12 protein-coding genes are annotated in these 11,870 nt (G+C 37.0%); all 12 read right to left on the bottom strand.

The features are described 5' to 3' along the window. Positions 1-14 precede the first annotated feature (14 nt). Positions 15-281, bottom strand: a complete 267-nt coding sequence (locus tag NST46_RS14505) for a YggT family protein (protein WP_095308514.1) — start codon at positions 279-281, stop codon at positions 15-17. A 6-nt stretch (positions 282-287) separates the two neighbouring features. Next, entirely contained in the window at positions 288-719 is a 432-nt protein-coding gene (locus tag NST46_RS14500; protein WP_095308513.1) for a cell division protein SepF, read from the bottom strand. Positions 720-747: 28 nt separating this feature from the next. Further along, a complete protein-coding gene (locus NST46_RS14495) occupies positions 748-1,419 on the bottom strand; it encodes a YggS family pyridoxal phosphate-dependent enzyme (RefSeq protein WP_187393136.1) in 672 nt (223 codons plus the stop codon). A gap of 27 nt (positions 1,420-1,446) precedes the next feature. After that, entirely contained in the window at positions 1,447-2,256 is an 810-nt protein-coding gene (gene pgeF / locus NST46_RS14490) for a peptidoglycan editing factor PgeF (RefSeq protein ID WP_303448223.1), read from the bottom strand. Between the two features lie 162 nt (positions 2,257-2,418). Continuing rightward, positions 2,419-2,682 (bottom strand): YlmC/YmxH family sporulation protein, encoded by a 264-nt coding sequence (locus tag NST46_RS14485; protein WP_095308509.1) that lies wholly within the window; start codon positions 2,680-2,682, stop codon positions 2,419-2,421. Positions 2,683-3,047: 365 nt separating this feature from the next. Then, positions 3,048-3,830, bottom strand: coding sequence for an RNA polymerase sporulation sigma factor SigG (gene sigG / locus NST46_RS14480; RefSeq protein WP_095308508.1), 783 nt, complete (start codon positions 3,828-3,830; stop codon positions 3,048-3,050). A 123-nt stretch (positions 3,831-3,953) separates the two neighbouring features. After that, positions 3,954-4,673: an RNA polymerase sporulation sigma factor SigE gene (gene sigE / locus NST46_RS14475; RefSeq protein WP_095308507.1), complete on the bottom strand. Its 720-nt coding sequence runs from the start codon at positions 4,671-4,673 to the stop codon at positions 3,954-3,956. A gap of 13 nt (positions 4,674-4,686) precedes the next feature. Next, positions 4,687-5,607 carry a sigma-E processing peptidase SpoIIGA gene (gene spoIIGA, locus NST46_RS14470; RefSeq protein ID WP_095308506.1) on the bottom strand — a complete coding sequence of 307 codons (921 nt, stop codon included), beginning with the start codon at positions 5,605-5,607 and terminating at the stop codon, positions 4,687-4,689. A gap of 979 nt (positions 5,608-6,586) precedes the next feature. Beyond that, positions 6,587-7,741 (bottom strand): cell division protein FtsZ, encoded by a 1,155-nt coding sequence (ftsZ, locus tag NST46_RS14465; protein WP_095308505.1) that lies wholly within the window; start codon positions 7,739-7,741, stop codon positions 6,587-6,589. Between the two features lie 190 nt (positions 7,742-7,931). After that, positions 7,932-9,215 carry a cell division protein FtsA gene (gene ftsA, locus NST46_RS14460; protein ID WP_095308503.1) on the bottom strand — a complete coding sequence of 428 codons (1,284 nt, stop codon included), beginning with the start codon at positions 9,213-9,215 and terminating at the stop codon, positions 7,932-7,934. Positions 9,216-9,614: 399 nt separating this feature from the next. After that, complete coding sequence (locus tag NST46_RS14455; RefSeq protein ID WP_341137404.1) at positions 9,615-10,427, bottom strand: cell division protein FtsQ/DivIB; 813 nt, start codon at positions 10,425-10,427, stop codon at positions 9,615-9,617. A gap of 197 nt (positions 10,428-10,624) precedes the next feature. Next, a complete protein-coding gene (gene spoVE / locus NST46_RS14450) occupies positions 10,625-11,698 on the bottom strand; it encodes a stage V sporulation protein E (protein ID WP_379601015.1) in 1,074 nt (357 codons plus the stop codon). Positions 11,699-11,870 lie beyond the last annotated feature (172 nt).

The raw sequence follows: 11,870 nt of genomic DNA, 5'->3' as shown, positions 1-11,870 counted from the left end.
TAACGCTATACGTTCTAAAATAAAAACATTTGGAAAAACTGAAGCAGTCCTGCTCGAGCTAAATGAAGAACAAGGATCCCAACAATTGGCGAAATATCGATCATACCAATTGGTGGGATAAATTTACGAAATTGCTCTAGGTAAGGCTCACAAATTTTGGTCAACATTTGACCAAAGGATGATTCCCTTGCTCCTGGGAACCATGACATGAAAATATACACAATGAGTGCATATCCATAGAATACAAATGCATAATGTAATATTGTATATAATTCAACCATCCACTACTACCATCCTTTTTCAAATTCATCTTGTTGGGCAAATGCTTCGGATATTGTTCCTGAAACTTCAACATTGTCCGGGGTGCATAAAAATGTTTCAGAGCCTAGCTTCTGAATATCACCATTAACAGCGTATACCGTGCCACTTAGAAAATCAACAATACGTTTTGCTTGTTGATGATCAACGCGTTGTAAATTAATGACAACGGCACGTCTGTTTACAATGTTATCTGCAATTTCCTGCGCTTCGTTATAGGTTCTTGGCTCACATAATACCACTTTTGATGTAGATTGCTGCATACTAGTTAAGCTTACAACCTTTTGTGTTTGTTGCTTCGTACTTTCTTTACTCTCTGGGGTAATCTCTTCCTGTTGATATTCGTACTCATACTCGTCATCCATGGTGAAATAATTTTTAATCTTATTCTTAATACTCATTCTCTCACCTCTTTACTTAAGTTTGCGATCATTCACCAACTAATTGGGAGCCAATGCGGATATGGGTTGCACCCTCTTCAATCGCAACTTCATAATCATTGCTCATCCCCATCGAAAGAAATTCACATGGTGCATGATGCAATTTCTTTGCTTTGATACGGTCTCTTAATAATGCTAAATCCCGAAATACTTTCCGAATCTCCTCTTTGTCTTCAATATGGGGTGCCATTGTCATTAATCCAACTACATGAACTTTTTCGTATTTCTCGATTTCCTCAATAAAAGGAATTACCTCTTCTACGCTCAAGCCATGTTTGGAAGCTTCTCCACTGACATTTACTTGTATAAAGCAATCGACAGGTGCTGATGCTCGTTTATTAATTTCTTTTGCAAGTGAAGCCCTGTCTAAAGCATGGAGCATATCAATTTTGTCAATAATGTCTTTTACTTTTCGTGACTGCAAGGTTCCAATAAAATGCCATGTTACTTTATCAGCAATGTGATGATACTTTTCTAAAAAACCTTCATTTCGATTTTCGCCAAGATTTTTAACTCCTGCTTCAACTGCTTCCTCGGTTCGTTCTATTGTAGCATATTTCGTAACCCCAATAACGTTTATTTCGGAAGGTTTGCGCCCACTATTTTTACATGCTTGTCCTATTTTCTCTTGAATGACTGCCAAATTTGCTGCGACTTCCATAATACGTATAACTCCTCCATCATGTAATCACCCTTGAAATCCAATAAACCCTAACATTCTTCCAGTCTTACCATGGTCTCTCCGATGAGAGAAAAATAATTCATCATCACGATAAGTGCAATAATTTGTTACCTCTATATTATGACGTAATACCCCAGATTGTAAAAGGATATCTACATTTAATTGCTTTAAATCTAATAAAAATCGATTTTTGCCGAGTGAACGTACCGCATTTTCCCTCTCCCCTGCTCGAATCGATTGAATCACCCGCTCATCTACTTCATAATTCTGCTGTGAAATACAAGGACCAATCGCTACGAATAGGTTTTCCGGTTTCACACCAACTTTTGCAAAAGCTTCCACCATCTTCTCAGCAATTCGGTTAACAGATCCCTTCCAGCCAGCGTGGGCAATTCCAATATATTCCGTTATCGGATCGAAGAAAAATAAGGGTACACAATCTGCAAAGAAAGCTGTACATAATACTCCTTTTTGGTTGGTTAAGAGCCCATCCGTGCCTTTAATGGAGCTTGTATAAGAAGTTGAACCTTTCCCCTTATCTTGATCCGTAACATGTGCAATCTCCGTTCGATGTATTTGTTCCCCTGACACCCAGTTTTGCAGTGAAAAGTTCAGCTTATCTGCTAATCGTTCACGGTTACTTATAACATGCTTCTGTTCATCAGCAACATGGAACCCAAAATTCAATGTATGATAGGGGTACTCGCTTACACCACCGTTTCTAGTAGTAAAGCCCACGACAAGTCCAGGGTGTTCTGTTTGCCACTTTTCTATGTTGAGATATGCGTTATCTTTCTCTTTAAAGACTTCATTCATTATAATCCTCCTGATTAGAAAACTTGGCATTCACCAATCCTCTTGGCTAATGCTACAGTGCACTTCTGCAGTAAAGAAATTTTTATATTTTCTTTACTGCAAAAATAGACTTGTCTTATTTTATCATATTTTGGCTTTCAACTAAGCTTTTTCATGCAATCTCTATTTTACCGTACCATATAAACTTGGTCCCTGGACATCATTGACAAGAATCACATCGGAACCAATTCGAACAATATGATCCCAGGAAATCAATAATTCGTCCGCCTTTCTTAACATTCCACTCTTTTTGTCCTTCGTTTCCACGACAATTGCAATAATTTTCCCTGTATTACCGTCAATTTCTAAATCTGTAATATGGCCAAACCTTCTACCATCATCAATTATTATAATTTCTTTCAACTGTAATTCTGATAATTTAATCATTGTCCTCACCTGCCTTATTAGTTGTCAAAATAGTCCGTTGAAAATGACACTTCGAGAGCAGTAGACCATCGATTAAGTACCGACACGTACTGTGTCCAATATCGAAGTCAAAACAACAAGCGAGAAGATCGTTGGCTTGCTTTTACACTCATTGCAGAAGAAAATCGCTTTTACTGTCCGCAAGAACGTCCGCTCAATGCATCGACGCCTTATACTGCTCGGTCCTTTTCGTCCTCCTCTTTTTGAACACGTACTTATTAAACTATATGCGAACACATCAATTTATTTCATCTTTACACAGAAAAAATCAGGAAAGACAGGTGAAAAACCTGTCCTTCCTGATTTTGCATGATTTATTTAAATCTTTATTCAAACATTTGCTTATTCATTTGACTGATTGCAGCTTTCTCTAAACGAGATACTTGTGCTTGTGAGATGCCAATTTCATCAGCAACTTCCATTTGCGTTTTCCCTTGAAAGAATCGTTTATTCAATATCATTTTTTCACGTTCATTTAATTGGTGCATCCCTTCTTTTAATGAAATTTTATCAACCCAGGTTGAATCCTTGTCTTTATCATCACTAATCTGATCGACAACAAATATTGGATCACCACCATCATTGTAGATTGGTTCGAATAATGATACAGGATCTTGAATCGCATCAAGAGCAAACACAATATCGGAATGTGGAATTCCCATTTCAGCGGCAATTTCTGCAGGAGTAGGCTCTTTTGATGTCTTACTAATTAATTTTTCTCTCACCTGCAGTGCTTTGTATGCAATATCACGTAAGGACCTAGATACTCGGATTGGATTATTATCCCTGAGGTATCGTCTTATTTCTCCAATAATCATCGGAACAGCATACGTGGAGAATCTTACGTTATGTGATAAATCAAAATTATCGATTGATTTCATTAGTCCAATACAGCCAACTTGAAATAAATCATCTACATATTCTCCCCGATTATTGAATCGCTGTATCACACTTAATACAAGCCTTAAATTCCCATTAACAAGTTCTTCTCGAGCAGAAATATCTCCTTCCTGCTGCATTCTTACAAATAGCTTTTTCATTTCTTCATTTTTAAGTACAGGTAGTTTGGATGTATCAACACCACATATCTCAACTTTATGTCTAGTCATTTAAGTCAACCCTCCCAGTCGGTGATGCTGTTCAAGGACAGTATCTCCCCGGCAGAGGGTTTTTATGCACGTACAGATTTTAGAAATACTGTAAAATGTTGATGAAAACCTTATAAAATATGGCTACACCATTTTATTAAATTCTTTTTTCAATCTGCGAATAATCTTTTTTTCTAAACGTGAAATATAGGATTGAGAAATTCCAAGCATATCCGCAACATCCTTCTGGGTCTTTTCCTCTTGACCAATTAATCCAAAACGCAGCTCCATGATTTGTTTTTCACGGGCATTTAATTTTGATAATGCACTTTTCAACAAAGTTTTATCCACATTTGATTCGAGGTTTTTTGTAATTATATCTTCATCCGTACCGAGAACATCGGACAATAGAAGCTCATTCCCATCCCAATCGATATTTAATGGTTCATCAAATGAGACTTCCGATTTAAGTTTATTATTTCTACGCAAGTACATAAGAATCTCGTTTTCAATACATCTTGATGCATAGGTTGCTAACTTAATTTTCTTTTCTGGATTGAATGTATTTACCGCTTTTATTAAGCCAATTGTACCTATGCTAATTAAGTCCTCAATATTGATACCTGTATTTTCAAATTTACGTGCAATATAGACGACAAGGCGAAGGTTACGCTCAATCAGCATCGCTCTCGCTGCCTTGTCGCCTTTCGGTAATAGGATTAATAATTCTTGTTCTTCCTGTTTCGAAAGGGGAGGAGGCAATGCTTCACTTCCACCAATATAGTAGACTTCTGATGACTTTAATCCTAATTTAATTAATAATTTGTACCAGCGCAATTTCAGTTTGATTTTCCATAGAGCCATACTCTCCACTCCCTTATGCTGTTTGTATAGTAGCTAATTTAATGATTTGCGGATGCAATAAACAATGATAGCTTTGATCCCTAACTAATACGCCAAACTGAATACCGATTAGTAAATTGCTTGTTGTAAGCTTCTGACTCCCATAATGTATTTCAATATGATCTGGCCTAATCGCTAAAAGGAAACCACTTTTTCCTTCAACACCTTGATACGGAATCATTTGTACTTTGTGCTGCCATTTTTCTGGAACTTGATCAAGTGCTAAATGATGATGCACTTCCTCTAATTGCTTCCATTCTTCTTCAGAAAACCACTGCTTCAGAAATATTTCATCACAAATAACTACTGCCCTTTTCGTTAGTGGATCAACTAGCTGATTACCGCTATCAATAAACCCTTTGGTCATAAATGAATTGTTATTCATTTGAATGGTCACTTCGCATAATTGGTCATAACGAATTTTCTCACTTGCATGCTCGTCCATACGGTGCTTTGTAAAATACCATACGATTGGGAATCCGATTAAGATAAACAGCCAGCTAACTGGATCACCATATCCTTTATTAAATGTTAAAATTCCATTGCCTGTAATTGACACAGGGTTTGCAAGCATAAAGTATATCCCTGTCAATCCACCTCCAATTGCAAATGATGTAAAGTAAAATAATAATAATAATTTCATCATGCGATAAAAACCTGCATATCCGAAGGTACATAAGATAATAAAGAATGAATAAATTAATTTACCCAGTACCCCATTTATAAAGGAGTCTGGAAAAAATAGCGTAATGGGTACAATTAATGAAGCGATAAATGCCCCAAAAATGATTCGTATTTTCCCTACTGCATCCCTTGCTAAAGCTTTTGTAAGCATTAACAGCATTAAATCCAGAAAAAAATTCAATGCCCAGACGGCATCAAGATAAATGGTCAATTTCTCTCTTCCTTCCCGGCAAATCATTTTCGGAATATTTATTTTCAGGAGGTATTTTCATAGATAATCGAAACCCCAGATTTGAGGAATTACTAACGAGTATAGTAGAGTGCGGAAGCAAAGTCTGTCACTTCTTGTGTGCGTATAAAAGCTAATTTTCACTATTTGTCTATAAGTTTGTCGGGGATAATTTGTCTCTTTTAAAGCTAACGTATATTCATACGGATTGACTGTCTATCGATTTTTGCGTTTTATGTCAAATACTTCTAAAATCAACATGCATAAAAATAGCGCTAAACCAATATAACTGGAATTGTATAATTCTTCCTATATAAATACAAAGCCTTCACATATATACGCTTTGTGATCTGCTGCGCTAACGTAAACTAACACTATTCTAGATGCTTCATCACATTTGAAAGAAAATCCGAACTAGTGAATATTTGCTTAATCTGTGGAACAATCGCCGTCCGGGATCGCTCCGGGCGGATGCTTTCCGTGGGCACGGCTTCAGCCTCTCCGGAAGAAAACCACTTCCTGCGAGTCTTCAGACACGTGCTGTTCCCACAGGAGTCACCGCCCTACGCTCACCCGGACTGGTTAGAACAACATTTTTATTTTGATAAACCATGTTAGTATAGCCAGTGAACCAGCACTAGCGGAGGAAACACACGTAGACTTCTGCGGGATACGTGGCCAGAGTGAGACTCTGAAGAACGGAGTTCGAAGAGGCTCACGGGTCACCCGCGAAAAGCGTAGTGTGTTTCCGGAGCGGGTATTCGCACAATCTCTCAATGCGCATTAATTAGAAGTTTATATTAATTGTAAAATAGAGAATATGTTCATCACGCCTCGAGGGCAATGTTAAGGATTGTTTTGGAGGAAGCTATGCCGGGTGGTGAATAGAGGTTATGGAATTGAAAATAGAGCAGATGAATGTAGCTCATCTGCTCTATTATGTCTTCGTACAAGTTATTTTTTATCGATTACGGTTTCGATTTCTTAAAAATGTAGGAATATCAAGCTCGTCGTCCTCTTGTCTAACACGAGGCTGTGGCTGTTGTTGCTCACGCTGCTCGCGCTGCTCTCTTTGAACAGGTTCTTCCCTCGTGGCAGCATGCTGGTTATGACTAGCCATAGGACGATGCTGTTTTTGCTTAATTTCTGCTTTTGGTTGTACAGTCTCATCAAAACCTGTTGCAATTACTGTAACAACAATTTCATCATTTAGATTCTCATTAATAACGGATCCAAAGATAACGTTCACTTCTTTATCTGCTGCTGAAGTAACTAAATCTGCAGCTTCTTGAACTTCATAAAGGCTTAAGTTCGTACCGCCAGTAATATTCATTAGGATACCATGTGCACCATCAATAGAAGTCTCCAGTAGTGGAGATGAAATTGCTTTTTTCGCAGCTTCTGTTGCACGCGTTTCACCAGTTGCAATACCAATTCCCATGAGTGCAGAACCTTTATCAAACATAATTGTTTTAACATCAGCAAAATCAACGTTAATTAGACCTGGCTTCGCAATTAAATCTGAGATACCTTGTACACCTTGTCGTAACACATTATCTGCTTCACGGAATGCTTCAAGCATTGGTGTGTTTTTGTCTACAATTTCAAGTAAGCGATCATTTGGAATTACGATTAATGTATCAACACTTCCTTTAAGTGTATCAATTCCAGAAATTGCTTGGGTAGAGCGTCTTCTTCCTTCAAAAGAGAATGGACGTGTTACAACACCTACAGTTAATGCTCCAAGATCTTTAGCAACTTGTGCAATTACAGGAGCAGCACCAGTTCCAGTGCCACCACCCATTCCAGCAGTTACAAATACCATATCAGCACCTTGCAATACTTCTTCCAGCTGTTCTTTGCTCTCTTCGGCAGCTTTCTTTCCAACTTCCGGATTTGCACCTGCTCCAAGACCACGTGTCAGTTTACCACCTATTTGTATTGTTGTTTCTGCTTTAGACAAATTCAAAGCCTGAGCATCAGTATTTACCGCTATAAATTCTACACCTTCAACACCATGCTCAATCATTCGGTTCACAGCATTATTTCCACCGCCACCTACACCGATAACTTTAATTGTCGCTAATTCCTCCATATTTGTATCAAACTCTAACATATTTCTTTCCTCCTAATGTGCAAAATTACAAGAATACCAGAAGCTAATTTCAATGTGATCTTTTTAGAAAACTTGGCGTTTGCCAGGCTTTTAGGCAAATGACTTCGTTGCACTTATGCAAATAATAAAAGTTTTATATTTTTTATCTGTCAAAAAGTTCCATTACCTTTTGAATTCACATCAGTTATTCTTAATCAAAGAAATACTTAAATAAATTAGCAAAACTAGAGTCTTTTTTCTTATTCTCTTTCGTTTCTTTTTTGACCTTTGGCTGTTTTTGCGGTCTTTTTGGTTTCGGTTCTGTTGTATCTTCAACTACAGATGGATACAAATCTTTTCCTTGTATCTTCGCATTATGATAAGCGAACTGCAATATTCCAATACCTGCTGTATATTGTGCTTCTCTTACACCTATGTAATCTGGGATAGCAACGCGTACATTTGATCGGAATAAGTCCTCAGCAAGCTCAAGACTTCCTGGCATCGAACTCGTTCCACCAGTCAATACATACCCACCTGGAAGCTCGCCGTAACCCATTTTTCTAATTTCTCTTTCTACATAAGCATAAATTTCTTCCAGTCTTGCTTCAATCATATCAGAAATTTGCAGCTGATTATAGGTTTCTCTTGTGTTGCTTCCAATGATTGAAACTTCAAATGTTTCTTCTTCAGAAGCATGATCATAAAATGCATGTCCATAATTCAGTTTAATATCTTCTGCTTCTTCTGTAGATGTCCTTAGACCGATAGACAAATCCTTCGTAATATTATCTCCACCTAAGCTAATAACACTTGTTGAAATTAGATGGTCGTTACCAAAAACTGAAACGGTAGTACAGCCACCACCCACATCAATTAGAGCAACCCCCATATTCTTTTCATCTTTTGAAAGAGCAATCGTTCCGGCTGCAAGTGGCTGAAGGCAAATATCAGACACTTGCAAGTTAGCACGTTCTACACATTTTAAAATATTATGTAGTACTGTCTTTGAGCATGTAATAATTGTACCTTCCATTTCCAACCGAACGCCAATCATACCACGCGGATCCGTGATTTCATCCAAACCATCTACAATAAATTGTTTTGGAATAACATCAATAATTTCACGTTCTGGTGGAATTGAGATTACCTGTGCTCCGTCGATGACTCTTGTCACATCCTCATCACCAATTTCACGGTTTTCGCTTTGAACTGCTACTACCCCATGACAAGGCTGTAATTGAACATGACTTCCGTTTATACCAACGACAACACTTTCAATCTGCATCCCTACCATGCGCTCAGCTTGTTCTACCGCGTTTCGGATTGAATGAACCGTTTGATCGATATCAACAACTGCACCTTTTTTCATACCATTTGATTTAGCGGTCCCAACCCCGATTATATTCAATGAATCGTTCAAAACTTCTCCAATAATGACTTTAATCGCTGTTGTACCTATATCAAGACTTACTAATATTTCACTATTATTCAACGAAAGGCACCTCCAGAATCAGAAACTTCCAGTATTACTGTCGTTTCTATGAACTTCCTTTTTTATCTATTGTATAATCTACTATTTTATAGGAAATCAGTAAAAAAATAAAACATATATAGGTTATTCCACAAAAGGTGGCAATATCCCTTCTTAACGCTTTAAAAAAACTAAATTCCTCTAAAAAAATGTGTTCAAAAGAGAAAGAAAAGACCCAAGTCTACTAAAGTCATAATTTCTGGGGAGTTTTGGCCCCACTGCAAGGCCAATACGAGTACGGCTTATGCATCGAAGGTCGATATGTCCTTTTCCCTAGGCTTTTGAACAACCTTTTATGAGTATCTTATATATCTTTCGTAAACACAACTATTTATATGACTTTCCTACCACAACATTTATTTATTCGGATTCTGTTGATTCCTCATTGTCTTGAATTCCTTCTATTTCTGTCATATCTTCGTCCTCTTCCTGATTAAAAGACTCAAAGTAGATACCGACTCCAATATGAATGATTCCTTTTTCCTCTGGATCAAGCTGTGCAACAATTGACGGATAAACTTCCATTTTTTCAGCAAAGTCGCGAATCGTTCCTTTTACAAGGTAACCATCATTCATGTATAAAAGCACCGTATTTTTATTTTCATCAGTTGGGATCCAATGGATTTCCGAAATAACATTCCTGATGCTACCAGGGAGTTCCTTTAGCTCCTCTGCCATTCTATGTAGATATTCCTCATCATCAAACCCATAAATTAGCGGAGCTTCGCCATTGAACGTCCCATTCGTAACATTTAGAATTTCACCATTACCTAATACTGGTTTATACGCTGTTTCGTTACGAATATATCCAATGATTTGCTGTTCTTTTACATGAATATCAATTGTCCATGGTAATTTTCTGCTTACTTTTACAGACTCTAATATAGGGTTCTTATTTATTAATTGTTCAGTTTCTGCTCGGTTAATTGTCCATATATTTGTATCAGTCGTTAAATTGCTACTTTCGATAATCTCTTCATCTGTTACATACGTATTTCCATTCACGGCAATTGTTTTAATATGGCTCAATGGTGATTGTAAATATACGATGATAGATATCAAGAAAAAAAAGATTGAAAGATAAAATATAAGTCGACGGTTTGCTTTTTTCTTACGTGCTTGTTTCAATTTTGGAATACGATCCTCAATCGAAACAATATTCTTTTTACTCATCCCCATTTCTTCCTTTTTACATTTATTTACGTTAGCAAAAGAATAAAACGGCAAATCTTAAAGCCGTTTTTATCTGTTACATGAATTATATCATAAAACATAGCGGAAGATGTAGTGTACTTACCATACTTTATCAAGTTTTTCCAGTTACAGGGCTGTGAATTTTTTCCAAGCAAGGAACGGAAAAGAACTTCACCTTAAATCTTAGAATATATACTAATATTTAGCAAAACGCCAACAGAGCATAAAGTCAATGTTAAAGATGAACCACCATAGCTTAGAAATGGTAATGTAATCCCTGTAACTGGAATCAGACCAATCACAACACTTATATTAATCATCGCTTGTACTGCAAGCATTCCTGCAATTCCAAGTGCTAGAAAACGTCCAAATAGATCTGGTGCTTCGAGTGAAATTTTAATTCCCCTCCATAAAAGCAGGAAAAATAGAACAATGATAACAGTTCCGCCAATAAATCCAAGTTCTTCACCTAATATAGCAAAAATAAAATCAGTTTGTGGCTCAGGTAAATAAAAATACTTCTGCAAGCTATTCCCTAATCCTAATCCCATTAAACCACCTGGTCCAATCGCATATAAGGACTGGATAATTTGAAAACCATCCCCAAGTGGATCCTCCCACGGATTTAGAAATGCCGTAATTCGACTAATTCGATATGGTGCAGATGCAATCAAGCCTACAAAACCGAGCATTCCAATTGCAGCAAGACCAAAAAAATGTGTTAACCTTGCACCAGCAGCAAAAATCATAATCATACATGTAAGGACAAGAACCATTCCTGTTCCAAGGTCTGGTTGCAGCATAATTAGACCAAAAGCAGTAAAAACAAGTAAAATACATGGAAGAAAGCCTTTTTTAAAAGAAGTTATATATTTTTGATTTGCAGAAAGGATCGCAGCAAGAAAAATGATTAGCCCGAGCTTCATAAATTCGGATGGTTGAATACTAAATGCACCCACCCCTATCCAGCTCTGTGCTCCACCTCGAACCAACCCTACTCCAGGGATTAAGACAAGCAGTAATAATATAAAACAAAATAGCAGTATTAAATTTGCATATTTTTTCCACGTATAATACGGAATGACCATGAAAAAAAACATCGCAACCACTCCTGCACCAGCAAAGAGAAGCTGTCTTTTTAAATAGTAAAAGGAATCATTAAATTTGTAATCAGACCAAACGTAGGATGAACTGTAAACCATGACAATCCCAACGACTAATAAAATAACGATTATAAAAAGCAAAGGCAGATCTGGCCTTTTTTGCTCCTTTAGTAATTTATTTAACAAAAAAACACCCCTTTTCCAATTTTGGATCAGGGGCATTTGTAGTATGCTCTATATCGTTTTAATAATTAAGACTCTCGGTATAGATATCTTACTTCTGTTCAATGTTTATGACCAACCGAATCATTTTTTGTGT

The sequence above is a fragment of the Oceanobacillus sp. FSL W7-1309 genome, assembly GCF_038002145.1.
Lineage (GTDB): Bacteria > Bacillota > Bacilli > Bacillales > Amphibacillaceae > Oceanobacillus > Oceanobacillus profundus.
The sequence above is the reverse complement of the archived record's forward strand: the minus strand, read 5'-3'. Positions and strand labels throughout refer to the sequence as shown.

Coding starts and splice junctions, on each gene's coding strand:
- NST46_RS14505 (WP_095308514.1), bottom strand. CDS start 281: ATGGTTGAATTATATACAATATTACATTATGCATTTGTATTCTATGGA.
- NST46_RS14500 (WP_095308513.1), bottom strand. CDS start 719: ATGAGTATTAAGAATAAGATTAAAAATTATTTCACCATGGATGACGAG.
- NST46_RS14495 (WP_187393136.1), bottom strand. CDS start 1,419: ATGGAAGTCGCAGCAAATTTGGCAGTCATTCAAGAGAAAATAGGACAA.
- pgeF (WP_303448223.1), bottom strand. CDS start 2,256: ATGAATGAAGTCTTTAAAGAGAAAGATAACGCATATCTCAACATAGAA.
- NST46_RS14485 (WP_095308509.1), bottom strand. CDS start 2,682: ATGATTAAATTATCAGAATTACAGTTGAAAGAAATTATAATAATTGAT.
- sigG (WP_095308508.1), bottom strand. CDS start 3,830: ATGACTAGACATAAAGTTGAGATATGTGGTGTTGATACATCCAAACTA.
- sigE (WP_095308507.1), bottom strand. CDS start 4,673: ATGGCTCTATGGAAAATCAAACTGAAATTGCGCTGGTACAAATTATTA.
- ftsZ (WP_095308505.1), bottom strand. CDS start 7,741: ATGTTAGAGTTTGATACAAATATGGAGGAATTAGCGACAATTAAAGTT.
- NST46_RS14455 (WP_341137404.1), bottom strand. CDS start 10,427: ATGAGTAAAAAGAATATTGTTTCGATTGAGGATCGTATTCCAAAATTG.